This is a genomic window from Chitinivorax tropicus (genome assembly GCF_014202905.1).
In the GTDB taxonomy this organism is placed as follows: domain Bacteria; phylum Pseudomonadota; class Gammaproteobacteria; order Burkholderiales; family SCOH01; genus Chitinivorax; species Chitinivorax tropicus.
Map to the genome: position 1 here is coordinate 1 of NZ_JACHHY010000021.1, position 23,786 is coordinate 23,786.

The 23,786-nt window shown below is 56.0% G+C and carries 23 protein-coding genes; 6 read left to right on the forward strand and 17 right to left on the reverse strand.

All coding sequences use genetic code 11. The features are described 5' to 3' along the window. On the forward strand, positions 1–112 hold a 112-nt coding region (locus HNQ59_RS20015), incomplete at its 5' end, for an integrase core domain-containing protein (protein ID WP_184041267.1). A gap of 26 nt (positions 113–138) precedes the next feature. Here the strand turns inward: HNQ59_RS20015 and HNQ59_RS15300 are convergent. Both HNQ59_RS15300 and HNQ59_RS15305 read right to left on the reverse strand, forming a co-directional pair. Beyond that, entirely contained in the window at positions 139–768 is a 630-nt protein-coding gene (locus HNQ59_RS15300; protein ID WP_343074301.1) for a retron St85 family effector protein, read from the reverse strand. A 380-nt stretch (positions 769–1,148) separates the two neighbouring features. After that, positions 1,149–2,261, reverse strand: a complete 1,113-nt coding sequence (locus HNQ59_RS15305) for a ribonucleotide-diphosphate reductase subunit beta (RefSeq protein WP_184041269.1) — start codon at positions 2,259–2,261, stop codon at positions 1,149–1,151. A 208-nt stretch (positions 2,262–2,469) separates the two neighbouring features. Between HNQ59_RS15305 and HNQ59_RS15310 the strand changes: the two genes are divergently transcribed. Then, complete coding sequence (locus HNQ59_RS15310) at positions 2,470–2,784, forward strand: high-potential iron-sulfur protein (protein ID WP_184041270.1); 315 nt, start codon at positions 2,470–2,472, stop codon at positions 2,782–2,784. Between the two features lie 118 nt (positions 2,785–2,902). Here the strand turns inward: HNQ59_RS15310 and HNQ59_RS15315 are convergent, their stop codons facing one another. Beyond that, positions 2,903–5,782, reverse strand: coding sequence for a ribonucleoside-diphosphate reductase subunit alpha (locus tag HNQ59_RS15315; protein WP_184041271.1), 2,880 nt, complete (start codon positions 5,780–5,782; stop codon positions 2,903–2,905). Between the two features lie 404 nt (positions 5,783–6,186). Here HNQ59_RS15315 and purU point away from each other — a divergent pair, with 404 nt between their 5' ends. Together purU and HNQ59_RS15325 are read left to right on the forward strand one after the other, a co-directional pair. Next, entirely contained in the window at positions 6,187–7,041 is an 855-nt protein-coding gene (gene purU, locus HNQ59_RS15320) for a formyltetrahydrofolate deformylase (protein WP_184041272.1), read from the forward strand. Next, positions 7,038–7,592, forward strand: a complete 555-nt coding sequence (locus HNQ59_RS15325) for a hypothetical protein (RefSeq protein ID WP_184041273.1) — start codon at positions 7,038–7,040, stop codon at positions 7,590–7,592. The genes purU and HNQ59_RS15325 overlap by 4 nt, the downstream gene beginning before the upstream one ends. 19 nt (positions 7,593–7,611) lie before the next feature. Here the strand turns inward: HNQ59_RS15325 and HNQ59_RS15330 are convergent, their stop codons facing one another. The 9 genes from HNQ59_RS15330 to hemH all read right to left on the reverse strand — a co-directional run bounded on the left by HNQ59_RS15330 (position 7,612) and on the right by hemH (position 16,587). Then, the gene (locus HNQ59_RS15330) at positions 7,612–7,980 is read right to left on the reverse strand and encodes a thioredoxin family protein (protein WP_184041274.1); all 369 of its coding nucleotides are present in this window, start codon (positions 7,978–7,980) and stop codon (positions 7,612–7,614) included. Between the two features lie 67 nt (positions 7,981–8,047). Further along, complete coding sequence (locus tag HNQ59_RS15335) at positions 8,048–8,818, reverse strand: YdcF family protein (RefSeq protein WP_184041275.1); 771 nt, start codon at positions 8,816–8,818, stop codon at positions 8,048–8,050. Further along, positions 8,819–9,529 carry an ABC transporter ATP-binding protein gene (locus tag HNQ59_RS15340; RefSeq protein ID WP_184041276.1) on the reverse strand — a complete coding sequence of 237 codons (711 nt, stop codon included), beginning with the start codon at positions 9,527–9,529 and terminating at the stop codon, positions 8,819–8,821. After that, positions 9,526–10,296 carry an ABC transporter ATP-binding protein gene (locus HNQ59_RS15345; RefSeq protein ID WP_184041277.1) on the reverse strand — a complete coding sequence of 257 codons (771 nt, stop codon included), beginning with the start codon at positions 10,294–10,296 and terminating at the stop codon, positions 9,526–9,528. The genes HNQ59_RS15340 and HNQ59_RS15345 overlap by 4 nt, the downstream gene beginning before the upstream one ends. Next, complete coding sequence (locus tag HNQ59_RS15350) at positions 10,289–11,368, reverse strand: branched-chain amino acid ABC transporter permease (RefSeq protein ID WP_246491032.1); 1,080 nt, start codon at positions 11,366–11,368, stop codon at positions 10,289–10,291. The genes HNQ59_RS15345 and HNQ59_RS15350 overlap by 8 nt, the downstream gene beginning before the upstream one ends. 84 nt (positions 11,369–11,452) lie before the next feature. Continuing rightward, positions 11,453–12,382 (reverse strand): branched-chain amino acid ABC transporter permease, encoded by a 930-nt coding sequence (locus HNQ59_RS15355; RefSeq protein WP_184041279.1) that lies wholly within the window; start codon positions 12,380–12,382, stop codon positions 11,453–11,455. 401 nt (positions 12,383–12,783) lie between these two features. After that, the gene (locus tag HNQ59_RS15360; protein WP_184041280.1) at positions 12,784–14,052 is read right to left on the reverse strand and encodes a branched-chain amino acid ABC transporter substrate-binding protein; all 1,269 of its coding nucleotides are present in this window, start codon (positions 14,050–14,052) and stop codon (positions 12,784–12,786) included. 103 nt (positions 14,053–14,155) lie between these two features. Then, the gene (locus tag HNQ59_RS15365; protein ID WP_184041281.1) at positions 14,156–15,187 is read right to left on the reverse strand and encodes a hypothetical protein; all 1,032 of its coding nucleotides are present in this window, start codon (positions 15,185–15,187) and stop codon (positions 14,156–14,158) included. 305 nt (positions 15,188–15,492) lie between these two features. Further along, positions 15,493–16,587: a ferrochelatase gene (gene hemH, locus HNQ59_RS15370; RefSeq protein WP_184041282.1), complete on the reverse strand. Its 1,095-nt coding sequence runs from the start codon at positions 16,585–16,587 to the stop codon at positions 15,493–15,495. 213 nt (positions 16,588–16,800) lie between these two features. On the opposite strand from hemH, the gene HNQ59_RS15375 reads away from it, so the two are divergent. Next, positions 16,801–17,898 (forward strand): porin, encoded by a 1,098-nt coding sequence (locus HNQ59_RS15375; protein ID WP_184041283.1) that lies wholly within the window; start codon positions 16,801–16,803, stop codon positions 17,896–17,898. Positions 17,899–17,980: 82 nt separating this feature from the next. On the opposite strand, the gene HNQ59_RS15380 is transcribed toward HNQ59_RS15375, so the two are convergent. Then, positions 17,981–18,199, reverse strand: a complete 219-nt coding sequence (locus HNQ59_RS15380) for a hypothetical protein (protein ID WP_184041284.1) — start codon at positions 18,197–18,199, stop codon at positions 17,981–17,983. Positions 18,200–18,279: 80 nt separating this feature from the next. Continuing rightward, on the reverse strand, positions 18,280–18,846 hold the full coding sequence (gene greB / locus HNQ59_RS15385; RefSeq protein WP_184041285.1) for a transcription elongation factor GreB: 567 nt from the start codon (positions 18,844–18,846) through the stop codon (positions 18,280–18,282). A 148-nt stretch (positions 18,847–18,994) separates the two neighbouring features. Here greB and HNQ59_RS15390 point away from each other — a divergent pair, with 148 nt between their 5' ends. Continuing rightward, positions 18,995–19,564 (forward strand): cob(I)yrinic acid a,c-diamide adenosyltransferase, encoded by a 570-nt coding sequence (locus HNQ59_RS15390; protein ID WP_184041286.1) that lies wholly within the window; start codon positions 18,995–18,997, stop codon positions 19,562–19,564. Between the two features lie 52 nt (positions 19,565–19,616). Here HNQ59_RS15390 and HNQ59_RS15395 read toward each other — a convergent pair whose 3' ends face one another. The 3 genes from HNQ59_RS15395 to cheZ form a co-directional block, all read right to left on the reverse strand. Further along, on the reverse strand, positions 19,617–20,834 hold the full coding sequence (locus HNQ59_RS15395; protein ID WP_184041287.1) for an EAL and HDOD domain-containing protein: 1,218 nt from the start codon (positions 20,832–20,834) through the stop codon (positions 19,617–19,619). A gap of 91 nt (positions 20,835–20,925) precedes the next feature. Continuing rightward, positions 20,926–22,935 carry a chemotaxis protein CheA gene (locus HNQ59_RS15400; protein WP_184041288.1) on the reverse strand — a complete coding sequence of 670 codons (2,010 nt, stop codon included), beginning with the start codon at positions 22,933–22,935 and terminating at the stop codon, positions 20,926–20,928. Between the two features lie 38 nt (positions 22,936–22,973). Beyond that, the gene (gene cheZ / locus HNQ59_RS15405; protein ID WP_343074296.1) at positions 22,974–23,777 is read right to left on the reverse strand and encodes a protein phosphatase CheZ; all 804 of its coding nucleotides are present in this window, start codon (positions 23,775–23,777) and stop codon (positions 22,974–22,976) included. Between the last annotated feature and the right edge of the window lie 9 nt (positions 23,778–23,786).

Genomic DNA, 23,786 nt, shown 5'->3' on the forward strand with positions numbered 1-23,786 from the left:
GGCATGGCGTCTCGATTACAACCGCTCCCGGCCACATAGTGCGCTGGGATATTTAACGCCGGAAGAATTCCGGCAGAAGTACCACCAACAGAGGATCCAGGTTGCTAATTAAAGACTGGGATACCTAACGGGGAAAGGTCATTTGGATACGACGAGTAAGTCGACCAAATCTGCGAGCAATAATAAGCGATGGGTCGCGATCATAGGATTGAATGTTTGAACTCGCGGAATGCTTGGTAACCAGCGATCAATGTGTTCTAAAACAGAGTGGAAGTCGTCATCCGTCAACTCATATGCCGGTGTTTCCCCGACTACGCACAATCCTTGATTGCGTTCCACTCTGGTGAGTGGGCCGAGTTTCAAGAAGGATCGTTCCAAGGTGTGTGTCTCTTGGACAACAACAAGTAGAGATTTAACTAGGGAATTGTCTACGGCCAGCGCGCCTAGCTCAGCCAATGAGCCAGGAGACTCGGCGAACAGCACGGTTGCACGTGCGAGGTGACAGGCATCGCGTTCAAATTCAAGCAGGTCACTATAGCCAGAGAATGCCCACCATTCTGGATAGTCTTCCGGTCGAATAAGATCAGCTAACCACTCAAAGTGAGGGCAACTCGCATCTATCGATTTGTCCCAAAAGGATCTTCGCAAAGATGGATGCGGGTTGCCTTGATCATCAAGCATCCGGCCACCAAACACCCAAATTCGATTGGGTCGATTAATAACCAGACACTCCTGAGCATCTAATTTTTTTTGACAAAATCTATTAATTGCTCAGATGGCAAATTCAATTACCTTTAATTAGGCACGAAGCACTGGGGTGGCTCGCCGGCCCAGTGCTTCGTGCCGTTGATGCCATCCACTACAACTCAGTCCTGCGAAGCGCCGGACATTGATAGCAGAAGCTACCGATTCGCGTAATTGATGCCATAAGTATAGCCCACTATGAGGCATTAGTGGAATCATCGCGGCCACACATCGATGATGTGAGCGCCCATTCTGATTACTGCCAGTCTACTGGGAGCATGAGAAAGGCCCTGCTTCTGCAGGGCCTTTTCTTGGGTGCCATGCAAGATTTCATACTTTGGCTATCGGAAATTTCAAATTTTGACTACAAAATTTCAACCTTTCCGACTTCTGACAGCAAATGATCAATCCCAGCTCAGCGCCCCACCTGATTGGTACTCAATCACGCGGGTTTCGAAGAAGTTTTTCTCTTTTTTCAGGTCGATCATTTCGCTCATCCACGGGAAGGGGTTGGTGGCGCCGGGGAAGAGGGGGTCGAGGCCGATCTGTTGCATGCGGCGGTTGGCGATGAAGCGCAGGTAGTCTTTGAACATGGCGGAGTTCAGGCCCAGTACGCCACGGGGCATGGTGTCTTCGGCATAGGCGTATTCCAGATCCACCGCGCGTTTGAACAGGTCGATGATTTCGGCTTTGAAGCTGTCTGTCCACAGCTGGGGGTTTTCCAGCTTGATGGTGTTGATCAGGTCGATACCGAAGTTGCAATGCATGGATTCATCACGCAGGATGTATTGGTATTGCTCGGCAGCGCCGGTCATCTTGTTCTGCCGGCCCAGCGCCAGGATCTGGACGAAGCCGACGTAGAAGAACAGGCCTTCCATGATGCAGGCGAAGACGATGATGGATTTCAGTAGAGCCTGATCGGCTTCGAGCGTGCCGGTTTTGAAGTTCGGATCGGTGAGGGTGTCGATGAAGGGGATCAGGAATTCATCTTTGTCCCGAATCGATTTCACTTCATGGTAGGCGTTGAAGACTTCGCCTTCATCCAGCCCGAGGCTTTCCACGATGTATTGATAGGCGTGGGTGTGGATGGCCTCCTCAAAGGCTTGGCGCAGCAGGAACTGGCGGCATTCAGGGGCGGTGATCTGGCGATAGGTGCCCAGGACGATGTTGTTGGCTGCCAGGCTGTCGGCGGTGACGAAGAAGCCCAGGTTGCGCTTGACGATGCGGCGCTCGTCGTCGGTCAGGCCGTTGGGGTTCTTCCACAGCTCGATGTCGCGTTGCATATTGATTTCTTGCGGCATCCAGTGGTTGGCACAAGTGGCGAGGTATTTTTCCCACGCCCATTTATATTTGAACGGTACGAGTTGGTTGACGTCGGTGGTGCCGTTGATGATGCGTTTATCGACTGCTGCGACGCGGTTGTTGCTGTGCGCGACCATGCTGCCTGCATGGTGGGGCTGGCTGGGTGCTGCGGGACGCGGGGCGGCTTGATTGGTGGTATCGTCAAAGCTGAGCATGTATGCCACTCCTTAGGCTGATTATTGATTTTGATTCCCTGAGCGGGTGTTGGTTTCGTGTCAGGCTGGTATGGCCCGGCCTGATTCAGGCTCTGTTGATCAGGTGTCGGCGTGGGCGGCGAGACTTTGTCAACAGGGCCTAGGGGCAATGCTGCGCGGGCGGCATTGCGGGCGTTCGTTTCAGGCTGTGGAATGGGCTGCAGCCATCATGCGAGGTTTGTTCATGGTTACTCGTCGTCAATTCATACTTCACTATGTGCCGGCCATGGGGCTGGGTTGTTATTTGCAGCCTTCGGCGGCGTCTGAGGCCACGCCTTTGGATGTCAACGACCCCAAGGCAAAGGCGTTGGCTTACACCGAGGATGCCAACCAGGTTGATGCGGCCAAGCATCCGCGCTTCAAAGCAGGCCAGGATTGCGAGGCCTGTCAGCTGTATATGCCCACGGGGGACAGCTGGGGTACCTGTTCGCTGTTCGAGGGCAAGCTGGTGGCGGCCAAGGGGTGGTGCACGGCGTATCAGTGACGCGCTCAAGACCCAGCAAGGCCGGTGGCTGGATGTTGAGATGATTCGCCAATCCTTAAACAGGCTGTCAGCAGTCTGCTTAAGGATTGAGCCCCGCCGGGCGGCGGGGCGGTCTTGCTTATTGGCAGGCTTCACATTCCGGGTTGTCGATGGAGCAGAATTTCGCACCCTCTGCTGCGCCATCCCCGGCGGTGTAGTTGCCGGTTGCGGTGGTAGCCGATAGGCCGCCATCTACCGGTACTGCATTCAATTCACCGCCACGGCCCGTTGATTTTTCCGCACTGGTGGCGGCCAGGGTGCGTAGGTAATAGGTGGTCTTGAGGCCCTTGATCCAGGCGTGTTTATACAGCTCGTCCAGCTTTTTGCCGCTGGCGTTGGACATGTACAGGTTCAATGATTGGGCCTGGTCGATCCATTTCTGGCGGCGGGAGCCGCATTCCACCAGCCATTTCGGGTCGATCTCAAATGCGGTGGCGTAGAGGTCGCGCAGGTCTTGCGGGACACGGTCGATGCGGCCCAGGCTGCCATCGAAATACTTGAGGTCGGAGATCATGACTTCGTCCCATAGACCACGTTCTTTCAGGTCTTTCACCAGGTATTCGTTGACCACCGTGAATTCGCCCGACAGGTTCGACTTGACGAACAGGTTCTGATAGGTCGGCTCGATCGAGGCGGAGACCCCCACGATGTTGGCGATGGTGGCGGTCGGCGCAATCGCCAGGCAGTTTGAGTTACGCATACCGAATTGCTTGATGCGGGTACGCAGGGCGTCCCAATCCAGCGTGACGGAGCGATCCATGTCCAGATAGCCACCACGTTGCATGCCAAGCAGGTCGATGGAGTCGTGAGGCAACACGCCGCGATCCCACAGGCTGCCGGCATAGCTTGGGTACTTGCCACGCTCTTCGGCCAGCTCGGTGGAGGCCCAGTAGGCGTGGTAGGCGATCAGCTCCATTGAGCGATCTGCAAATTCCACGGCAGCGGCAGAGCCGTAAGGAATGCGCTGGATCTGCAGGCAGTCCTGAAAGCCCATCAGTCCCATGCCAACCGGGCGATGACGCAGGTTGGAGTTACGTGCTTTTTTGACCGGGTAGAAGTTGATGTCGATCACGTTGTCGAGCATGCGCATCGCGATCTGGATGGTGTGCTTGAGCTTTTCGCTGTCGAGCTGGCCATCTTTCATGTGGTTCACCAGGTTGATCGAGCCCAGGTTGCACACGGCGATTTCGCTGTCATTGGTATTGAGCGTGATCTCGGTGCAGAGGTTCGAGCTATGCACCACGCCCATATGCTGTTGTGGGCTGCGGATATTGCACGGATCTTTGAATGTGATCCATGGGTGACCGGTTTCAAACAGCATGGTCAGAATCTTGCGCCACAGTTGCAACGCGGGAACCCGCTTGTGGACGCGCATTTCGCCACGTGCGGCCTTCTCTTCATAACGCAGATAAGCGTCCTCAAAGGTTTGGCCGTACAGGTCATGTAGATCGGGCACCTCGGAAGGGGAGAACAGCGACCAGTCACCATTTTCCATCACGCGCTTCATGAACAGGTCGGGAATCCAGTTCGCGGTGTTCATGTCGTGGGTGCGGCGGCGGTCGTCACCGGTGTTCTTACGCAGCTCCAGGAATTCCTCGACGTCGGCATGCCAAGTTTCCAGGTAGGCGCACACAGCACCCTTGCGCTTGCCGCCTTGATTGACGGCCACGGCTGTGTCATTCACCACTTTCAGAAAGGGGACGATGCCTTGTGACTTGCCGTTGGTACCTTTGATGTGGCTGCCCAGTGCGCGGACGGGGGTCCAGTCGTTGCCCAGGCCGCCAGCGAATTTCGACAGCAGCGCGTTTTCCTTGAGTGCTTCGTAGATGCCGTCCAGATCATCTGCGACGGTGGTCAGGTAGCAGCTCGACAATTGGCTGCGCAACGAGCCTGAGTTGAACAGCGTGGGCGTGGACGACATGAAGTCGAAGGTGGACAGCACATTGTAGAACTCAATGGCGCGTGCTTCGCGGTCGATCTCATTGATGGCAAGGCCCATTGCCACACGCATGAAAAACGCCTGCGGCAGCTCGATGCGGGTGCCGTGGATGTGCAGGAAATAACGGTCGTACAGTGTCTGCAAGCCCAGATAGCCAAACTGATAGTCGCGATCATGCACCAGCGCGGCACTCAGGCGCACCAGGTCGAATTGCTGCAGGGTCGGGTCGAGCAGCTCGGCTTCGATCCCTTTGCGGATGAATTCCGGGAAATACTCGGCATAGCGGGTGGCCATGTCCTCATGGGCAATCTCTTCACCCAGCACTTCGCGGCGCAGACGGTTCAGCAGCAGGCGGGCGGTGACATAGCTATAGGCTGGGTCTTTTTCGATCAGCTGCCGGGCGGAAAGCTCGGCGGACTTGCGGACTTCTTCAGCAGGCACACCGTCGTACAGGTTTTTCTGGGTCTCGGACAGGATGTGGTCCGGGTCGGTGAATTGTTCCAAGCCCTTGCATGCAGAGCGGATCAGGGCCTTCAGCTTGTTGAGGTCAAGTGGCTGGGTGATACCGTTGTCGATCACATTGATGTCGGTGGCGACATCGGTTTCGCCGCGCTCGGCCCGTTCGCGCGAGCGCATTTCCCGATACAGTACATAGGCACGCGCCACATCATGCTCGCCAGAGCGCATCAGCGCCAGTTCGACCTGGTCCTGGATTTCTTCGATATGGATGGCACCGCCCTCAGGTTTGCGACGCATCAGCTGACGGATCACGATATCAGTCAGCTGCGCCACCAACTCGCGTACACGAGCTGAGGCCGCGCCCTGACCACCATGCACCGCCAGGAATGCCTTGGTCATCGCAACCGAAATCTTCATCGGTTCGAAAGGGACAACGCTGCCATTGCGGCGGATGCATTTGTAGGCGTTGTATTCCTGTTGCGAGGCGGATTCCTGTGGATACCCGCCAGCCGTTGGTGGAACGGCGGCGCTGTATGCCGTGTCGGTGGTGGAGTTGAGCATGCCAGATTCTCCGGTTATTAAGTTGTTGATAGGCTGTGGATAGGCTGTTAACAACACAATATGTAGTGGTTGTGTGTGTTATTTAGGACGAATTCTAGTGTGCTGGCGGAAAAATGCAACAAGAAAAAATAACGCTCGACGTATTGATCTTGAGCCATTTTTTTGCATCACCAGCCTGGTGAATGGGTGGTTGATCCACCTTGTTTCGTTGACGTTCCGGCCTGGGTTTCGCCGGGTGGGCTGGTCCGTCTTCAAGGTGGTTCTCCGGCGTTATGAGGGGCGGCTCATGCCTTGCTGGATGGCGCCGGTGGAGTCCATCCTGCCCGCATCCGACTCGTCGCGGGCTATGAATTCACATCAACAGAACCTAGAATCGAGATGATGCCAAAATCCCGAGACAGACAATGAAGAATACCGCGACGTTGTTGATATCCTGCCCCGATCAACGCGGATTGGTGGCTGCGATTGCCAATTTTCTCTATACCTATGATGCCAATATTATTCATGCGGATCAGCATCAGGATATTGATCAAGGGTTATTCCTGATGCGGGTGGAGTGGGATCTGTCCGATTTCAAACTACCTATCGACGCTTTTCCAGCGGCTTTCCAGCCGATTGCCGATCGATTCACCATGTATTGGCGGCTGAAGCTGTCACAGAACCGCTCCCGCATGGCGATTTTCGTATCCAAATATGATCATTGCCTGGAAGATCTGCTGTATCGCTTCAAAAGCGGCGAGTTGCAATGCGAGATTCCGCTGATCATCAGCAACCACGAAGATACCCGGCGCATGGTGGAGTTCCATGGCATTCCATTTCACCATATCGAAATGACGCGGGAGAACAAAGTGGATGCGGAGGCGCGGCAGTTGGCGTTGCTGACCGAGCACGGGGTGGACTTGATCGTGCTGGCCCGTTACATGCAGGTGCTGTCTGCGGATTTTGTCCGACGTTTTCCGCAGCAGATCATCAATATCCATCATTCTTTCCTGCCGGCCTTTGATGGTGCGAAGCCGTATCACCGTGCACATACCAGAGGGGTGAAGCTGATCGGCGCCACTGGTCATTATGTAACCGAGGTGCTTGACGATGGCCCGATCATCGAGCAAGGTGTGATCCGCATTTCGCACCGGGACTCGGTGGATGATTTGATCCAGAAAGGTCGTGATCTGGAGAAGGCTGTATTGGCGCGCTCCGTGCGTTGGCATTTGGAGCATCGTATTTTGGAGTACGGTAATAAAACCGTCATTTTTGATTGAGCGACTTCATTCGGATGATCTATCAACTCGTTCAGGACATGATCGACTTGGCCCGTTTCCGGGTCAGGCCCTTGACGGAATACCATTACCCCGGCTGGCAGATCATGTCTGTCGTCACCTTGATCGGCTTGTTTGCCGCAGCTTCCGCTAGTGACATTCAAGCCAGTGTGCCGGCCAGGATCGTCTTTTTTGTGATGTTGAAATGGCTGGAGTTATCTTTGATGAGCTGGTTTTTCAACTGGTGGATGCGCCAGGGGGAAAACTGGGATGGGGAAGGGGAGATCCTGCCATTGTTGGTGGCGTCCAGCGGAATCAACCTGCTGGCTCCTCTGCTGAGCTGGTTTCCTGACGGCGTCGCCCAGTTGCTGGCCATTGGCATGTCGGCCTATGGTGTGCTCGTTCTGGTGCAGGCGCTGAGCCTGGCGACTGGCGCCAGGCGGGGGCACGTCATCGGTGGAGTGCTGTTGTTCCTGCCGATGGCAGTGGCATGCTATCTGGTTGCGATTACTTTTGCAGTGCAGGTGGATTGGATCGCATTGGCGGATAAGTGAACGGGCGATGGCCTTGCCATCACGGAGCTTCTTCTGCGGGTTTGCCCAGGCACTTGCGCAGGGCATCATCAAATGCCGCAGCGGTCAGGCTGCAATGTAGTGCGGCGTGAAACTGCCCATGCTGGTAGATGAACAGGGCGGGCAGGTGGAACAACCCGAATTCCTGCCCAATGGCCGGGTCTTGCTGGACATCCACCTTGAACAGCTGATCGACGCTGCCTGCCGCCAAGGTGGGAATCAGCGCTTCCGCCCGCCGGCATGCGCCGCACCCAGGTTGGCCGAACAAGACCAGACTGATGCCGGGCTGCCGGGCAAGATGTTGATGAAATTGGCCTCCATGCAAGGATTGCCAGCCAAGTATTTGGCTGGAGTGGGGTGGCTTACTCATATAGGACTGGTGGATGGCTTTTACCTGGCCAATGTGGCCAACAAGGCCGGTTTTCAGGTGGCACGGGTCACCGCTTTTGTATCATGTGACGTAAGCCATACCATCCCATGCCGATCCACTCATGTAGCGCATAATAGCTGTCCATCAGGGCGGGGGCGCTTGGCACAAAGTCTGTTGCCAGGAGTTGCTTGGGGGGCTTGGTAAAGGCGGTCGGGGCAGGGTGGGCGATCAGCCCAGTGGGCTGAAAGCTGGCCATGGCGCGGGGCATATGCCATGCAGTCGTCACCAGCAGGATTTCGCGCACCTTGGCTTGGTGCAGCAAGGCAGCGCTTTGGCTGGCATTCTCGGCGGTGTTGTAGGCTTGATCCTCCACCCAGCGAACCGGCGTGGCGAATTCATGCTGTAAGACCTTGGCCATGACAGCCGCTTCGCTGATTTTCCCTGGGCGCCCCGGTGATCCACCGGTGACGAGGACGGGCAGGTGCGAGGCGCGATGCAGATAGGCTGCATAGCGGGCGCGTTCCAGCGAGAATCGATTGGTCGTGGTGCCGCCGTATTCTTCCCCGTACTCATTCACGCCGCCGCACAGGACGACAATGGCCTGGGCTGGCGGAAGCCGTTGGATGTCCAAGGCTGGGTAGGGTTGCAAGCAAATGATCAACCTGCTGGATACCATCGGCAGTGACAGCAGCGTGAGTGCAATCGGGCTGCCCACCAGCAGGCAGCGGGCCAGGCGGGGGGCGCGTGGCAGCATGCGCCAGCCAATCAGCATCAGGATCAGCAGACTGGCTGGCGGGAGCAGAAGGCTGCCAAGCAGCTTGAACAGCTGCTCGATCAATCATTCCCCCAGATAGGCTTGACGCACCTTGTCATTGTTCAGCAAGGACTGTGCGTTGTCGGTGAGGGTGATGCGACCGGACTCCATCACATAACCACGATCACTGATCTGCAATGCCAGCTTGGCGTTTTGCTCGACCAGTAGAATGGTCACCCCTTGCTTGGACACCTGCTTGATGACTTCGAAGATCTTTTGCACGATGATCGGTGCCAAACCCATGGATGGCTCGTCCAACAGCAACAGCTTCGGGCGCCCCATCAATGCACGGGCAATTGCGACCATCTGCTGCTCACCGCCTGATAGCGTGCCTGCCAATTGCTTATGGCGTTCTTTCAGGCGTGGGAAGATGGTGAACATCTTTTCCATATCAGTCGCGATGTCTGCATTGTCATTGCGATAGTAGGCCCCCATCTGCAGGTTTTCGGTGACGGTCAGTCGCCCGAAAATACCGCGACCTTCCGGAACCAGGGCCAGCCCACGCGACACCAGCGTGTGGTTGGACACGGTATTGATGTCCAGGCCACGATAGACCACTTTGCCGCCCGCCGGCTGCAGCATGCCAGACAGCGTCTTCAATGTAGTGGTCTTGCCAGCGCCATTGGCACCGATCAGCGAGACCAGCTCGCCCTCTTCGATGTTCAAATTGATGTTTCTGACTGCCTGGATGCCGCCATAGGCCACAGACAAGTTATTTACTTCGAGCAGGCTCATGTTGGCGAGGCTCCCAGATAAGCTTCAATCACGCGGGGGTCTTTTTGTACGACGGCGGGGATGCCCTCGGCAATCTTCTTGCCATAGTCGAGAACAGCGATCCGGTCGCATAGCCCCATCACCAATTTGACATCGTGCTCAATCAGCAGGATGGTCACGCCATCTCCACGGATCTTCTCCATCAGATCCCGCAGATCTTCAGTCTCCTTCGGGTTCATCCCGGCAGCGGGCTCGTCCAGCGCAATCAGCTGCGGGTCAGTCGCCAGCGCGCGAGCGATCTCCAGGCGGCGTTGGTCGCCATAGGACAGGTTGCGTGAAACGGCATTGGCGTGCCCGGCAATTCCTACGTAGTCGAGCAGCTCCATCGCGCGCTTACGGGTTTCTGCTTCTTCACGGCGTGTGCCCGGCAGTTTGAGCATGGCACCCCAGACGCCGGATCGGGTGCGGGCATGGCGCCCGACCATGACGTTTTCCAGCGCGGTCATGTTGGCAAACAGGCGGATGTTCTGGAATGTCCGCGCCAAGCCGTTTTCGACCATGGTGTAGGGCTTGTGGCCAATCAGTTGCTTGCCATTGAAAAACAGCGTGCCAGTGTCAGCGATGTACAGACCAGTCAGCACATTGAACAGTGTGGTCTTGCCGGCCCCGTTCGGGCCGATCAAGCCATAGATCTCTTTTTTGTTGATGGTCAACGAGACATCGGAGAGCGCTTGCAGGCCGCCGAATCGCTTATTGATGCCGTCGATTTTCAGCAGGACTTCACTCATGTTTTTTCTCCGCGTCTTGCAGGTTGGAATCTTCCTGTAGCTTGATCTTCTCGGTAGCCGGTTTCAGCTCGGCACGGCGACGCGAGCTGGGCCACAGGCCCGCCGGACGGAACAACATGATGACCACCATGGCCAGACCGAACAGCAGCATGCGCAGGTTTTCCGGGTCGATCAGTGGGCGGCCATCCTGGCTGTGCATCATATTGGCGACATCGCGCAGCAGCTCCGGAGTGACGGACAGCATCAATGCCCCCAGGATGACGCCAGGAATGTGGCCCATGCCCCCTAATACCACCATGGCCAGCACCATGATCGATTCCATCAGCGTGAAGCTCTCGGGGCTGACAAAGCCCTGGAAGCCGGCAAACAGGCCCCCGGCAATCCCGCCGAAGCTGGCACCCATGGCAAAGGCGGTCAGCTTGACGTTGCGGGTGTTGATGCCCATGGCCGTGGCTGCGATTTCATCTTCGCGAATCGCCACCCAGGCACGGCCAATCCGTGAATCCTGTAGGCGGATCGAGATGATGATGATCAGGATCGCCAGCGCCAGGAACAGATAGTAGTAAAGATAGGTGCTCTGCAGCGTGATGAAGCCCAGGTCGATCGGCTTGTGCAGATTCACCCCAGCGATTTCGATTGGGCCGACATTGTTGATGCCTTGTGGGCCGTTGGTGATGTTGATCGGACGATCCAGGTTGTTCATGAACAGCCGGATGATTTCACCAAAGCCAAGTGTGACGATGGCCAGATAGTCCCCTCGCAGCTTCAAGGTCGGAGCGCCCAGCAGCACACCGAACACGCAGGCCACCAGCGCACCCAGCGGCAGTAGCAGATAGATCGGCAGGTTCAACCCAAAGTGCGGGCTGTTCAATAGTGAGTACAGATAGGCACCAACTGCATAGAAGGCGATATAGCCCAGATCCAGCAGGCCGGCATAGCCGACGACGATGTTCAGCCCCAATGCCAACATGGCATAGAGCAAGGCGAAATTCAGTGCGCGTACCCAGGAATTACCGAATGTCTGACCGATGAAGATGGGTAACAAGGCCAGAATGACGCCAATGACAATCATGGAGATCGTCGCGGCCACTGGCGATTGTTTCAACTTTTCGATCAGGTATGGAGATTGACTCATACCACGTCCCCTTATTTGTTGTTATGCACGTTCGGCAACGCGTTCGCCCAGCAGGCCGGACGGACGGAACACCAATACTGCGATCAGCATTAGGAAAGCAAAGATGTCTTGGTAGTTACTGCCCAGCACATCTCCGGTCAACGGGCCGATGTAACCTGCACCCAGGCTCTCGACGATGCCCAGCAAAATGCCGCCGACCACTGCGCCAGCCAAGTTGCCAATGCCACCGAGCACCGCTGCGGTAAAGGCTTTCAGACCAATCATGAACCCCATGTTGGCATGAGCCTGGTCATAGTTGGCTGCGACCATGACGCCCGCGATGGCGCCCAGCGCTGCACCCAGTACAAAGGTCATGGAGATGATGTGGTTGACATTCACGCCCATCAGCGTGGCGACTTCCGGGTTCTGCGAGGTGGCGCGCATGGCGCGGCCCAGTTTGGTCTTTTCGACGATCCCCACTAGAACGCCCATGAAGACAATGGCCAGCACGACAATGACAATCTGCAGGTTGGTGATGGTGGCACCCATGATATCGATGGTTTCGACTTTGATGACCGAGGGGAACACCACATAGCGCTTACCCCAGATGACCATCGCCACCTGTTGCAAAATGATGGAGATACCGATCGCCGTGATCAGCGGGGCCAGGCGGGGCGCCTTGCGCAGTGGTCGATAGGCGATCTTCTCGATGCTGAATGAGAGCAGCATGCACGCCGCCATGGCAGCGCAGGTGGCCAGTGTGATGGTCACCACCCCAGGTAGGCCCAGATTCATCTGCAGGAGGACATTGATCACGGTGATCGACACCATGGCGCCGATCATGACGACTTCACCATGTGCGAAGTTAATCAAGCCCAGAATGCCGTATACCATGGTGTAACCCAAGGCGATCAGGGCGTAGATACTGCCGACGACGAGGCCGTTCAGTATTTGTTGAAGAAAAATATCCATAGTGGACCCTGTGTTGATGTTGTCGTGTAGTCAGTGTAGAACCGTTTCTGTCAAAGGCGGTAACTATCGACAGCTCGGTTTTTCTTATTGCGACCGGAATGAGGATGGGGCCGATCGTGTGCTGACATGATTCCGGGTACGAGCCAAGTCAGGATGCATGACGACTGCGGAATTGCTTCCGGGTTTTCACCGATTGTAAATATCAGTCGTAAAAATAGCGGCATCATTGCTGATGCCGCTATTCATCGCCACTTGCGGATTTCCCGAATGGCTAAACTGCCGTTCCGACTTGTTGCAAAGTGCCGCCTATGCAGCTTGGGATGGCCCCCGGAGGCGGTTTGGGAAACCGTAGCCGGGGCCATGCTCAACCTGAATGTATACCTGTATGGGTATCCAGGAAATCAGGACTTGCTTTCAGCAGGCTTCTCTTCTTTTGCGGGTGCTGCGTCAGTAGCGCCTTCCTGCTTCATCTCGCCACCCACGAAAGAAGTGGTTTCCCACTTGCTACCCTTGACGGTGTAGATGGTGATCGAGCCGAACTTGATATCTCCCTTCTCGTCGAACGAGATCGGGCCGGTTACGCCGTTGTACTGGATTTTGGCCAGCTCGGGCAGGAACACTTTCGGATCAGCGGACTTGGCGTTCTGCATGGCTTTGGCCATCAGCTTGGTCGCGTCATAGCAATACGGCGCGTAGATCTGAACCGGGCCGTACTTGGCTTCGAATTTCTTGAGGAATTCGGTGCCGCCAGGCAGTTTTTCCTTGGGCAGACCAGGAGAGGACGCGATCACGCCATCTGCATCATTGCCAGCCATTTTGATGAATTCAGCAGTCTGGGTGCCATCGCCAGACATGTATTTGGCCTTGATGCCCAGTCGGCGCATTTGTTTGACCATCGGGCCAGCTTGTGCGTCCATGCCACCATAGAACACCAGATCAGGGGCCTTGCCCTTGATGGAGGTCAGGATGGCCTGGAAGTCGGTGGCGTTGTTGCTGGTGAATTCGCGTTTGACGACTTCGCCGCCAGCGGCCTTGGCTGCTTTTTCAAATTCATCTGCCAAGCCTTGGCCGTATGCAGTGCGGTCATCGATGATGGCGATTTTCTTGGCGCCAGCCCCTTTGACAGCATACTCGCCCAGTGCCTTGCCCTGCTGTGCGTCGTTGGACATTACGCGGAAGGCGGTCTTGTAGCCTTGTGCTGTATAGGCCACGGCGGTAGCCGATGCGGAGATCTGCGGAATGCCAGCATCGTTGTACAGCTTGGAGGCAGGAATGGTGGTGCCGGAATTCAGGTGGCCGATCACACCGTTGACCTTGGCATCGACCAGGCGCTGTGCGACGGTCGTTGCGGTTTTGGGGTCTGCCTGATCGTCTTCTGCGATCAGTTCGAACTTGACTGGTTTGCCGTCGATCTGGAAGTTCTCGGCATTCAACTCATCAATGGCCAAGCGCACGCCGTTTTCGTTGTCTTTACCCAAGTGGGCGATCGGGCCGGTCAATGGGCCGACGTGGCCGATCTTGACGACGGTGGCTTCGGCTGGCTTGGCGGGTGCCGCCGCCTCTTGTTGAGCGGGCTGTGAAGCGGGCGCTGCAGTTTCTTCTGGCTTCTTGCCACATGCTGCGAGTGTGGCAATCGCTGCTGCAATCATACTGAGTCGAGCGATAGTCATTTGGTAGTCCCCTTTACCGTTTTTTAAAAAAGGCGAACTGATTATGCGTAGCGCCTCCCTCCGCTGTCAACGAGGCGTACAGATTGTTGCTCGCCAGTAAAGTCTAGATGGTCAGATCGACTTGTTGGATCGTTCCTGCTTTCCCTTTGTCAGACAGATAGAAACCTGTACTTTTGAGCTGGCCGAGGTTTTGGTTCTGCTGGCCATTCAGTGCATATGCACTGTCCACTTTGCCTAGAAAGATCGCGCCGATTCCTGTCTCTTTCAGATTCAGCAACGCGCTTTTTCCGTCCGCACCGATCAGCCAGACCCGCAATTTGTTGAAAATGGTGTCGCCTTCATCAATCCATTGGTTGTGGTCATTGTCGTAGTCACGCAATTCGCTGAATCCATCGCCTGTTGCGGCGCCAAACAGCTCCTTGCCGTTGTTGATCTTGCCATCACCGTTTTTGTCGAGTGCAAGATAGCCGCTGCCTGGCGCCAATGTGGCAACCTTCTCCGATCTGCCGTCGCTATCCAAGTCCAGCGGCATCTTCTGGTCTGTCAGTTTGGCGGCGGGCACATCCAGATTGATCACGAGCGGGTCCTTCCGCTGTGCGGCATTGCCCAATTGCAGACGGATGCTGCTCTCGTAATAGAACTCTCGTTCCATTTCAAATGAAAAGCCGACGTTGAGGGTTTTGCCATCTTCGGTTTTTACCGTGGCATTCATGCTGAATGACAGCGATTCCCGCTCGTAATAGGTTTCCCGGTATGCGTACTCTGCCCCCCAGTTGGGTTGCGGCTGCACATTACCCTCGCTGCCACTGCCACTGTTACCGGTGGCGGGCTGTTCCTGGTTTGGCACACGGAACATCTGGATTTTCTTGCCGGTCATGGATTCGATGGCCAGTTTCAGCAGATAGAGCTTGGGGTCCGTCTCTCGCAGCTCATCATCGTCTATCAGTCTGCCGCGTGTTCGTTGTGCCGGGTCGGGTGGGGGGGCGGATTCGATCCGGGGCCTTTGGGGTGGGATGTTAGGACGCTGTGGTTCAGGTCTGGGCCCAGTCCAGCTACGAAGGCTTTCTTGGGTGGTATGACGTGTCTGCAACTGGGATTGGGCAACCAGTGCGACATTGGCGTTGGCAATGCGCATGGAGAACCTCCTGCTGGAGTCGATGGCAATCGATGGGGAATGTCCGTCACCGTGTAGGCAAGGGCTTGGCAGGCAGGGAGGTAGATGTTCCAGCGCCATCTTGCTTGGATATCAAGCAAAAGCGACGAACCACTCGCTTGGAAAGCCATGCGACCGATACAGAAAACCGACACTCAGGGAAAGGCGTCTTCCTTGCGGTCAAGGGTATGCCTTGATCCTGATATCGGATTGATTGGTATGAACTTTATCTGATCCGGTCTTTTGGCTGACGAACGGCGGGTCAGCCAAAAGGTGGGTCGGCATGCCTACTGATGTGCGCCGTGGCTGAGAGCACGCTGGCGTGAGGCCTGGCGCTCGTTGTCGGTCGAGGTCTGCAGCCAGCCGCTGAGGTGGCTTTGAATGATGGTGGTCAGAGATGTGACCCAGTCGGTGTTGTCGTTCAGGCATGGTATGTAGTGGAAATCCTTGCCGCCTGCGGACAGGAAAGTCGCTTTGCCCTCCATGGCAACCTCTTCAAGGGTTTCCAGGCAATCTGCTACAAAACCGGGACAGATCACGTCAACTCGCTCCGTCCTGGCTTTGCCCAGCTGTTCCAATCGCGCCGACAAGTAGGGCTGTAACCATTCTGCACGGCCAAAGCGTGATTGAAAGCAGATTTCATATTGATCTTTGGTCAGGCCCAAGGCTTCGGCCAATAATCTGCCCGTTTTCAGGCACTCGCAGTGATAGGGGTCGCCGCGCTCCAGGGCGAACTTGGGGATGCCGTGAAAGCTCATCACCAGTTTGCTGGGTTGCCCGTGTTCTGCCCAATACCGCCGGACGCTGTTGGCCAGTGACTCAATGTAGCCGGGTGCGTCATGGAAATGCTTGATGGTGCGGATCTCGGGTTGGTTGCGGGTGGCCAGGAGTGTTCTGAAACAGGCGTCGAGGGCTGATCCGGTGCTGCTGGCAGCATATTGCGGGTAGAGCGGTACCAGCAGTATCCGCTCACATCCTTTTTCCTTCAGTTTGGCCAGCTCGGTTGCGATGGCGGGCTGACCGTAACGCATCGCATAGCTTACTAGAATCTGTTTGTGCCCACCTTCGCCCAAGAGGCCTTGGGTCAGCTTGGCCAGGCGCTCGGTGTAGACCTTCAGCGGAGAGCCATCCTTGGTCCAGATTGCGGCATATTTCTCAGCAGAGTGCTTGGGGCGGGTGTTGAGAATGATGCCTCGCAAAATGGGCTGCCATAGCCAACCGGGTAGCTCGACAATGCGTTGATCACTCAGGAACTCCCGTAGATAGGGTTTCAATGCCTGCTTGGTCGGCGCGGCAGGTGAGCCCAGGTTGATCAGCAACACGCCGATGCGTTGAGCTTGCCCATGGGTGTAGGCGGGCTCTTTCAGGAAAGGGTCTTTCATCGTGATGGAATCCTCACGGGGTAAAGGATACAAAGATAATGTTGCAAGTTTGCAACAAAATGCAATCATTTTGGCATTGCTGACAGCGGCTAGGTTGACCCATGGCGGGCTCGTCACTAATCATACAGTCAGCAAGCGCCGCCGGAACGGCTTTTCGATTCAAGGCGGATGCGGCGCACTTCATGTTTTTTTACCTATGGATAGGGAGTTCTTATGAACAAGAAACTCGTAGCAGCACTGGTTGCTGGTGCATTTGTTGCTCCGCTGGCCCAAGCCGCGGAGAGCAGCAACGTTACGCTGTACGGTATTGCACAAGTTGCAGTCAGCCACTGGGATAATGGAGAGCAAAAAAAGCACGGTGTTGAAGATACTGGTTCCCGCATCGGTTTCAAAGGTGAAGAGGCTTTGGGTGGTGGAATGAAGGCATTCTTCCAGATCGAGAGTTCCGCAAATCTGGATCAGGGCGGCGGTACATTTGCCAGCCGTGAAGGTTGGGTTGGTCTGAAGGGCGGCTTCGGTGGTGTGCAGCTGGGCCGTGGCAAGAGCCTGTTCGACCTAGCTCAAGAGTCTTTCGACATTTTCAACTCCAATTCCACACTGATCAACACGCTGCAAGTTGATGGCAGCTACTACCGTGTTAGCAATACCATTCGCTACACGATGCCTAGCGTTGCGGGTTTCAGTGGTGGTGTCGAGTATGGCGATATGGAAGGCAAAGGCAGCAACGCTGCTGGCAAAGGCGTGAAGCCTGCTTTCTACAGCGCGTCGCTACGCTATGAAAATGGCCCGCTGTTCGTTCAAGGTGGCTATGAACATTTGAAAGAAGTTAAAAAGGGTCCTTTGACTTTGACTTCTTCATCCAATTCTAATGACTTGGTAGCTATCCCTGGCTTCAAGAGTGATGCCTACATTCTGGGTGCCGGTTATACTCTGCCGTTCGGGCTGGGTCTTCAAGGTGCTTATCGCCATATTGAGCACAAGGATGGTGGCGAGAAGAAGAAGCGTGACACATTCCTGATCAATGCTCAACAGCCTTTCGGTCCTGTAACCCTGAAAGCAGGCTACGTTCAGGCTGGCAATCTGAAGGGTTGCTCTGGTGGTGATTGTGCCAAGGGTGCACGCTGGTATACCGCTGCGGCTGAGTATGCGTTCTCCAAGCGTACTTGGGTGTACCTGGAACATGCAATGGCTGACAATAAAGATAACAGCGGTTTATTCAATACATCCGCTGTTGATAATGTTGGTTCTTCGGCCAATCCCGCTGGCAAGGACAACAAAACCACATCGCTGGGTATCATCCACCTGTTCTAATCGAATCTTCTCGGTTGAATATGGTCAAAAGCGCCTCTCAGGAGGCGCTTTTTTCATGGGCCATACAGCCAGTCCATTCTGATCAGTTTTTGGTGTTTGCTTGCACTATCGTGGTTTTACGCACGGGATAATTGATCCAGTGGACAGACATGGTACGCCGCTTGGCGTAGTCTTCAACCAGTTGGATCTTCTCATGATCGATTTGATCGGTGTCGGAGCTGAGGCCATTGGAATGCGTCGACATTGCGCTGCAACCGCAGAGCAAAAATCCGGCGCCCAAGGCAAGGTATAACGGGCGCATGGTAGTCTCCTGAGTTGGGGGTGATGAGGTCATCACCCTTTCAGGATAGCAAACCTGCTATGCTTTGTGGATTCGTTCCGTCAGGGTTGATCGAACGAATCGCTGTCCTGATACTCGATGGAAAGAATCTCAAGCTCCTGCGGGCCTGCAGGGGTCATTAGGCTGACGATGTCGCCTTCGCGTGCTTTGATCAGTGCCCGAGCGACGGGCGATATCCAGCTGATGTGGCCTTTGGCCATGTCGATTTCGTCCATGCCGACAATGGTGACACGACGCTCTTCACCTTCTTCGTTGCAGTAGGTGACGGTTGCCCCGAAAAACACCTGATCCTTGGCCTGACGAGCTGGATCGACAACTTCTGCGATTTCCAGCCGTTTGGTCAGAAAACGGATACGACGGTCGATTTCCCTGAGCCGTCGCTTGCCGTAGATATAGTCGCCATTTTCCGACCGATCTCCATTGGATGCAGCCCAGGACACGACATTGACGATCTCCGGGCGCTCCACCTTGACCAGATGATTCAGCTCCTTGAAGAGGCGGGCATGGCCTGCTGGTGTGATGTAGTTCTTGCTGCCTTTGGGTATTTTCAGCTCGGCAGGAATGTCATCATCGTCATCATCGGATTCTTTGACAAAAGCTTTATTCATGGCGGTGGGCGGGTTCGGCTGACGTTCAACGCTTCATTTTACATCGGATCACGAGCGAGATCAGGCCGTGCTTGAAAAGGGATGATCGCAACCAGGCTGGGTATTGTGTGCTACCGTAGTGACAGGTTGCATATCAAAGTGGAAAACCATGAGTTATCGATTGAGCACGATCACCACCCGTGCTGGTGATGGTGGAGAAACGGGCCTGGCGGATGGCAGTCGGCTGAGCAAGTCGGATGCGCAAATCCATCTGCTGGGTGAGATAGATGAGCTGAACAGTGTATTGGGTCTGTTGCTGGCTGAGTTGGGGGTAGATGCCCGGCAGTCGCGGTTGCTGGCTGTTCAGCATGAATTGTTTGAATTGGGGGCGGATGTGGCGGTGCCATTGCGCCGTTACATTGGGGAGCAGCAATTACAGGCGCTGGAGCAGGATGTGGTGGCTTGGAACGCCACGTTGCCACCCTTGCGGGAGTTCATCTTGCCGGGCGGTTGCAAGGCGGCTGCATGGGCGCACTTGGCCAGAACGGTATGCCGTCGGGCAGAACGGTGGGTCGTGATGGCCTTGCCAGATCGGCCTGATCTGGATCATGCACTGCGTTATCTGAATCGATTATCGGACTGGCTGTTCGTGTTGGCGCGAATACTGAATGTGGCGGCGGCGACCTCGGACGTGCTATGGCAACCGGTGCCAAAGGCATCTGACCCGCATCGGGATTGAAAAGCATCAAGCCGGGCGAGCCCGGCTTGATGGGTGGTGGAGAGGAGTCAGCTCAGACGCCCAGCTCTTCTACCCAGGCCAGTGCAGCAATATGGTCACGGTTCAGCATTTCCGGTGAAATGTGCAGTTTTTCCGCAATCGGTTTGACATTGGCCATTTCCGGGTCCTCGCAGGCTTCTGCCAGCTCCAGGAATGGGCCATAGATGCCAGTTCGGGTGAGCAGTGCATCACAGACGGTTTCCGGCAGCAGCAGATTCTCCAGAATCTTCTCCATCGGCATCTCAAGCATCACGTCCAGCAATGAGAAGACGCCTACCACGAACAGATTGTCGCGATCGGTGCCTTCCAGAAAGTGGTGACCGAACAGCTCGACCAAGCGGCCACGCGTCACTGCCGTCTTCATCAGCGCGGGCGGCGTGGAGTTTTCCGCGCCGGCAGTGACCAGCAGCAGGGTCAGCCAGCGATACAGTTTCTGATAGCCCAGGATGGTCACCGCATGGCGGAACGAGTTGATCTCGCATGACAGCCCGAACCCGGCGGAGTTGATGTAGCGCAGCAGCTTGAATGACAGCGCGACATCCTTCTTGAGGGCATTCTCGATTTCCTTGATTTCCGCGTTGTTACGCAGCATGTTCAGTAGATTGAGAATATTGGCATAGGCTGGATTGATGACCTTGGCGGTCAGTGTCTCCGGGTGGGCGAAGTAATAACCTTGGAAGCAGTCAAAACCCATATCCCAGCAGGCTTTGAATTCCTCTTTGGTTTCCACCTTTTCCGCCACCTGCATGACCGGGAAGCGGCGAATGTCCTTGGACAGCTTGGCAACGTTGGCTATGCCCAGCTGCTGGATGTCCAATTTGATGTAATTGGCGATTTCCAGGAAGGGTGCACTCTGTGGGGTGAATTCAAAGTCGTCCAGCGCAATGCCGAAACCCTGCCCGCGCAGCTCTCTGGCGCGCTCCAGCAGCTCGGGTGTGGCCTGGACGGACTCCAGGATTTCCAGAACCACCCGCTGCGGGTGCAGCAGCTCAAGGAAGTTGCTTTCCAACATGGCGTGCGCCACGTTGATGAATGCCAACTTGTTACCTACGAGCCATTCGGTGCCCATATTGCTAAGGGTGTTGACCAGTACGTTGGTACCTGCTTGCAGGTCGCTGGAGAATTCAGCGCTGATGGCGTGTTGGTCGAGTCGGAACAGCAGCTCATAGCCAATGATTTGCTGCTGCCGATTGAGAACCGGTTGCCGGCCTATAAATGCATGATCTGGCATATCAATCCGTATCTAAACAGCTTAGAGTGTTAAGTTCTGCGGCATGATGCCGGTATAGGCTGTACTTTACCTCAACAGCAAGCCGTTTGCATCATGCCAACGCTCTGGAAAGCAGTGCCTGCGACGTTTCGCCGTTTTCGCTCTCCAGCAAATCTTCCATATCCAGCACGAGCACCACCGAGCCATCTCCTGACAAGGTCGCCCCGGCGATGCCTTTGGGGCGGATGTTCTGAAGTGGCTTGATGACGACATCGTCACGGCCAACAAAGCTGTCGATGGCCAGGACAAACGAGTGTTCCGCCGACTGCATCAGTACGCCGAATGAGGGTGGTTTGTCCTCCACCCAGCCGATCAGGCTGGCAAGCGAGCGTACCGACAGGATTTCGTCGCGCACCACGATGGTCGCCTTGCCGGAGACTTCCTGTATGGCGTCGGTGCGGATCGGGATGATTTCCCGCACCAGTGCCAGAGGAACCGCAAAGGGTTGCTCGCAGACACGCACCACCAGTACCGGCAGGATGGCCAGGGTCAGTGGTAATGAGATGCTGAAGCGGGTGCCTTCGCCAACGATGGAGGTGATGTCGATCCGGCCATTCAGTTTCTGGATATTGGTCTTCACCACATCCATGCCGACGCCACGCCCAGAAACGCTGGAGATCTGATCCTTGGTCGAAAAGCCAGGCAGGAAGATCAATTGCAGACTTTGCCGCTCATCCAGGCTATTTGCCGTTTCGGCATCGATCAGGCCCTTTTCGATGGCTTTGCGGCGGATGACATCGGGGCGCATGCCGCGACCATCATCCGAGATCTCGATCAGAATGTGATCACCGACCTGGGTCGCGCTCAGTTGAACCAGGCATTTCGGATTCTTGCCGCCAGCAGTGCGCTCTGCCGCAGGCTCGATGCCGTGGTCGATGGCATTGCGGACCAAATGCACCAGCGGGTCATTCAAGTCTTCCAGCATGGTCTTGTCGAGTTCGGTTTCCTCTCCGCTCAACACCAGTTCGACATCCTTGCCCAATTGCCGCGCCAAGTCGCGCGCCATGCGGGGGTATTTCTGGAACAGTCGCCCAATCGGCTGCATACGCGTTTTCATGACGGCGTTTTGCAGATCGCTGACCAGCAGATCCAACTGGCTGATCGCCTCATCCAGCGCACGTAGTGTGTTGGTGTCGGTCTTGCCTTGCAGGATGTCGGTGCGCAGGGTGGTCAGCCGGTTCTTGGTGAGCCCGATCTCGCCAGAGAGATTCAATACCTGATCCAGCCGAACCGTGTCGATACGGATGGTGGTTTCCTGCGTGGCCAGTGGTTGCTGTGGCGTGGCTGGAGCCTTGCTTGCGGCGGGGGCATTGGATCGTGGCGCTTGCATATCGGCTGCGGTGACCGGTGCTGGCGCCAAGGGGGCTGCCGATGCTGCCGGGGCCATAGGTGCCGGTGCCGACGCTGGGGCCGGTATTGGCGCTGCAGACGGGGCTGCAACAGGTGCTGCTGGTGCAGGTGCCGGGGCTGCGACAGGTGGGGCGGTTGGGGGGGCGGCGGCCCCCGCCGTGCCTAACAATGAATGATACAGGCCATGCCAATCGGGCTCATCGCTATTGGGCTGATGTGTGGCACTCGCGTTAGCCGCAGCAGGAGCCGGGGCCGAAGCGGGCGCTGCCACCGGCGCGGGGGCAGGAGCTGGTGGTGGGGCCGTTGCGCCGCTTTGGAAGGTGCCATTGATGACCGCATCCAGCTGATCGAGCAATGCCTGTTCTGCCGGGGCGGGCGGGCGGCCTTGTGCCAGTGAGCCGAACATGTCACGTACTACCCCCGTGGCCGCCATGATGACGTCCATGATCTCGGGGGTGAGGGTCATTTCACCATTACGTAACTTGTCAAACAGGTTTTCGGTGCGATGGCAAAGATTCACCAGAGCATCGACGTTCAAAAACCCAGCCCCACCTTTGATCGTATGGAAGCCTCGGAAGATGTCATTGAGCAGGCCTCGATCATTGGGGCGTTTCTCAAGGTCAACCAGCTTGTTGTCCACCTCGGACAGCAGCTCGGAAGCTTCGGTGAGGAAGTCCTGTAGCAGATCTTCCATTCCCGCAAAATCACTCATGGTCGAAATCCTCGATCAGGGTTGGCGACAAGCATGGCTTAGAAGCCCAGGCTTTCCAGCAGGTCATCCACCTGCTCTTGGCTGGTGACCACGTCTGCCCGGCCTTCTGAATTGACAACCGGCCCGTTGAGCAGGCTGTTGTCCGTTCGACGGTTCTGCGATGCGAATTCGACGAGGAAGCCCAACAGGTTTTGTTCCATGTCCTTGGCCATGGCGACGATCTTCTTGATCACCTGGCCGGTCAGATCCTGGAAATCCTGTGCCATCATGATTTCCAGCAGCTGAGAGTTGGTATCTTTGCTGTGTTGGTTGGTGTCATTCAGAAATTGGCGGGTTTCATGCACCAATGTCCGGAATTCCTCTACCGACAGCTGTTTGGCAAATAGTTTGTCCCATTTTTCCGACAGCTCGCCCGAGCGGTCTTGGATCTTTTCCTGCAGCGGCATGGCAGCATCGACTGCATTCAATGCGCGCTCGGCGGCTTGTTCGGTCATGGTGGCGACATAATTCAGCCGGTCGCGGGCGTCGGGTATGGCTGAGGCCGCTTCCTCAAGCGACTTGTCATAGCCCAGCTCTCGGAGGGTATCGTGCAGGTGGCGTGTCAGCTGCCCGATCTTCGAGAACATGCTCGATGCCGGTTCGTTCAGATCGCCGCCAGCAAAGCCTGCAGCTTTGGACAATGGGTCACCCGCTCCCGTGCTATCGGGCGCATTGGCAACAGCGGCTGTGGGCGCGGCAGCAGGGGCGGCGCTGCCGCTGCTGGGTTTGTTTGATTCGACAATACTGTCAAACAGGGCTTGCAATTCGTCGGAGTCACCACTATCCATGGCTGCGTTATTCACTTTCTAGGC